Annotated in this window: 2 protein-coding genes; both read right to left on the reverse strand. The window is 67.4% G+C overall.

The features are described 5' to 3' along the window. A partial coding sequence (locus AB0M62_RS34750; protein ID WP_366078320.1) for a 2-oxoacid:ferredoxin oxidoreductase subunit beta occupies positions 1-1,042 on the reverse strand: 1,042 nt, incomplete at its 3' end. Continuing rightward, a partial coding sequence (locus AB0M62_RS34755) for a 2-oxoacid:acceptor oxidoreductase subunit alpha (RefSeq protein ID WP_366078321.1) occupies positions 1,035-2,885 on the reverse strand: 1,851 nt, incomplete at its 5' end. The genes AB0M62_RS34755 and AB0M62_RS34750, both read right to left, overlap by 8 nt.

Below are 2,885 nucleotides of genomic sequence, written 5' to 3' on the forward strand. Positions count from 1 at the left end.
TGACGGTCCAGGTGTCGTTTCCGGTCAGGAGGGCGGCCAGGTCGCCTTTGCCGTTTTGTTCGATGGCGGTGTCGAGTTGGTCGGCCATCCGGGTGTCGTAGACGGGCCGGTCGGTGCTGCGCAGTACTCCGATGGGGGTTTGGTGCAGGGTGTCGGGGTCGGCGAGCCGGGACAGGGCGAACGCGGTGGTGGGGGAGGTGGCGTGGGCGTCGTGGATCAGGATCTGGGGTTCGTTGTCGGCGGTGGCGGGGACGACTTTGAGGTCGCCGGTGGCGGGGTCGCGGACGACGCCTTTGGACAGGCCGGCGCCGAAGCGGATGGGCTGTCCGTGTTCGAGGCGGATGACCGCGTCCTGGGCCTGGTCGTTGTCCTTGAGGGCTTCGAAGGCGCCGTCGTTGAAGATGTTGCAGTTCTGGTAGATCTCCACCAGGGCGGTGCCGGGGTGGTCGGCGGCCTGGCGCAGGACTTCGGTGAGGTGTTTGCGGTCGGAGTCGATGGTGCGGGCCACGAAGGATGCCTCGGCGCCGATGGCGAGGGACACCGGGTTGAAGGGGGCGTCGAGGGAGCCCATCGGTGTCGATTTGGTGATCTTGCCGATTTCGGAGGTGGGGGAGTACTGGCCCTTGGTGAGGCCGTAGATCCGGTTGTTGAAGAGCAGGATTTTGAGGTTGACGTTGCGGCGCAGGGCGTGGATGAGGTGGTTGCCGCCGATGGAGAGGGCGTCGCCGTCGCCGGTGACGACCCAGACGGAGAGGTCGCGGCGGGAGGAGGCGAGTCCGGTGGCGATGGCGGGGGCGCGGCCGTGGATGGAGTGCATCCCGTAGGTGTTCATGTAGTACGGGAAGCGGGAGGAGCAGCCGATTCCGGAGACGAAGACGATGTTTTCCCTGGCCAGTCCGAGTTCGGGCATGAAGCTCTGGACGGCGGCGAGGACTGCGTAGTCACCGCAGCCGGGGCACCACCGGACCTCCTGGTCCGACTTGAAGTCCTTCATGGACTGCTTGGCCTCGGCCTTGGGGACGAGCGAGAGCGCCTCAGTCATTGATGGCCTCCTTGAGAGCCGTGGCGAGCTGCTCGGCCTTGAACGGCATGCCGTTGACCTGGTTGTAGGACTTCGCGTCGATCAGGTACCGGGCCCGGATGAGGGTGGCGAGCTGGCCGAGGTTCATCTCGGGTACCACTACCTTGTGGTAACGCTGCAGTACGTCGCCGAGATTCCGGGGGAAGGGGTTGAGGTGGCGCAGGTGGGCCTGTGCGATGTGGCCGCCTTCTTTGCGGATGCGGCGTACGGCTGCGGTGATGGGGCCGTAGGTGGATCCCCAGCCCAGGACGAGGGTGCCGGCGTGGTCGGGGTCGTCGACGTCGAGGTCGGGGACGGTGATGCCGTCGATTTTGGCCTGGCGGGTGCGGACCATGTGGTCGTGGTTGGCGGGGTCGTAGGAGATGTTGCCGGTGCCGTCCTGTTTTTCGATGCCGCCGATGCGGTGTTCGAGGCCGGGGGTGCCGGGTACGGCCCAGGGCCGGGCGAGGGTGTGGGGGTCGCGTTTGTAGGGCCAGAACACTTCGGTGCCGTCGGCGAGGGTGTGGTTGGGGCCGGAGGCGAACTGGGTCCGCAGGTCGGGCAGCTCGTCGGGGTCGGGGATCCGCCACGGTTCGGAGCCGTTGGCCAGGTATCCGTCGCTGAGGAGGAAGACGGGTGTGCGGTAGGCCAGGGCGATGCGGGCGGCGTCGATGGCGGCGTCGAAGCAGTCGGCCGGGGTGCGGGGGGCGACGACGGGTACGGGTGCTTCGCCGTTGCGTCCGTACATGGCCTGGAGCAGGTCGGCCTGTTCGGTTTTGGTGGGCAGGCCGGTGGAGGGGCCGCCGCGCTGGATGTCGACGATCAGCAGTGGCAGTTCGAGGGAGACGGCCAGTCCGATGGTCTCGGATTTCAGGGCGACGCCGGGGCCGGAGGTGGTGGTGACGCCGAGGGCGCCGCCGAAGGCCGCGCCGAGTGCGGCGCCGATGCCGGCGATCTCGTCCTCGGCCTGGAAGGTCCGCACGCCGAAGTTCTTGTGCCGGGACAGTTCGTGCAGGATGTCGGAGGCCGGGGTGATGGGGTAGGAGCCGAGGTAGAGGGGCAGGTCGGCCTGGCGGGCGGCGGCGATGAGTCCGTAGGACAGGGCGAGGTTGCCGGAGATGTTGCGGTAGGTGCCGGCCGGGAACGCGGTGGTGGCGGGGGCGACCTCGTAGGAGACGGCGAAGTCTTCGGTGGTCTCGCCGAAGTTCCAGCCGGCGCGGAAGGCGGCGACGTTGGCCTCGGCGATCTGCGGCTTCTTGGCGAATTTGGAGCGCAGGAACTTTTCGGTGTTCTCGGTGGGCCGGTGGTACATCCACGACAGCAGTCCGAGGGCGAACATGTTCTTGCTGCGTTCGGCCTCCTTGCGGGAGAGTCCGAACTCCTTGAGTGCCTCGATGGTCAGCGTGGTCAGGGGGACCGGGTGGACCTGGTAGCCGTCGAGGGAGCCGTCCTCCAGCGGTGAGGTGTCGTAGCCGACCTTGGCCATCGGCCGTTTGGTGAACTCGTCGGTGTTGATGATGATCTCCGCGCCGCGTGGCACGTCCTCGATGTTGGCCTTCAAAGCCGCGGGGTTCATCGCGACGAGTACGTTCGGCGCGTCTCCGGGGGTGAGGATGTCGTGGTCGGCGAAGTGCAGCTGGAACGAGGAGACACCGGGCAGGGTGCCGGCGGGAGCGCGGATCTCGGCGGGGAAGTTCGGCAGGGTGGACAGATCGTTGCCGAACGAAGCCGTCTCCGAGGTGAACCGGTCACCGGTGAGCTGCATACCGTCACCCGAGTCCCCCGCAAAGCGAATGATCACCCGGTCCAGACGGCGCACCTCCTT

This window comes from Streptomyces sp. NPDC051219 (assembly GCF_040682335.1).
In the GTDB taxonomy this organism is placed as follows: domain Bacteria; phylum Actinomycetota; class Actinomycetes; order Streptomycetales; family Streptomycetaceae; genus Streptomyces.